Genomic DNA, 660 nt, shown 5'->3' on the forward strand with positions numbered 1-660 from the left:
GGAAACCATAGCATTGTGGCCCCACCTGATCCCATCCCGAACTCAGAAGTGAAACGCAATCGCGCCGATGGTAGTGTGGGGTCTCCCCATGTGAGAGTAGGTCATTTCCAGGCGCCTAATTTTCTCGTAAGAGAAGCAAATTGCCAAAGCAATTTGAGAAAGAACATGCTGATATGGCTCAGTCGGTAGAGCGCATCCTTGGTAAGGATGAGGTCCCCAGTTCGATTCTGGGTATCAGCACCATTACAATCTAGTGTCATGTCCTAGAAAAAATTTGTTTGGAAACCATAGCATTGTGGCCCCACCTGACCCCATCCCGAACTCAGAAGTGAAACGCAATCGCGCCGATGGTAGTGTGGGGTCTCCCCATGTGAGAGTAGGTCATTTCCAAACACCTAATTTCTCGTAAGAGAGTGATAAAGCCACCTAACAAGGTGGCTTTTTTGCATTTGCGATTCCCAGGCCCATTCCAGTTAACCTTCTTGACCTTTCCCCCAGACTTAACACTGACCTTCTCCCAGATTCAGCACAATTGATCTTTCCCCTGGATTAGTACCACATCCTGTGAGAATTCCTTCATTATGCCACTCGTTTTGCAAATTCACTTGGTGGCAGATAATTCAGTGAACTGTGCGGGCGCACTTCATTGTAATGTGTCCG

General features: G+C 47.7%; 1 protein-coding gene, 1 tRNA gene and 2 rRNA genes. 3 read left to right on the plus strand and 1 reads right to left on the minus strand.

The features are described from left to right. From rrf (HC757_RS18890) to rrf (HC757_RS18900), 3 genes are all read left to right on the plus strand, one after another. A 5S ribosomal RNA gene (gene rrf, locus HC757_RS18890) occupies nt 1-113 on the plus strand; the annotation flags it as partial. Nucleotides 114-167: 54 nt separating this feature from the next. Continuing rightward, nucleotides 168-243: transfer RNA gene (locus tag HC757_RS18895), tRNA-Thr, on the plus strand. Between the two features lie 34 nt (nt 244-277). Beyond that, nucleotides 278-393: ribosomal RNA gene (gene rrf, locus HC757_RS18900) — 5S ribosomal RNA — on the plus strand. Between the two features lie 186 nt (nt 394-579). Here the strand turns inward: rrf (HC757_RS18900) and HC757_RS18905 are convergent. Then, on the minus strand, nt 580-660 hold an 81-nt coding region (locus HC757_RS18905), incomplete at its 5' end, for an integrase core domain-containing protein (RefSeq protein WP_169565933.1).

Source organism: Shewanella salipaludis (assembly GCF_012911865.1).
GTDB lineage: Bacteria > Pseudomonadota > Gammaproteobacteria > Enterobacterales > Shewanellaceae > Shewanella > Shewanella salipaludis.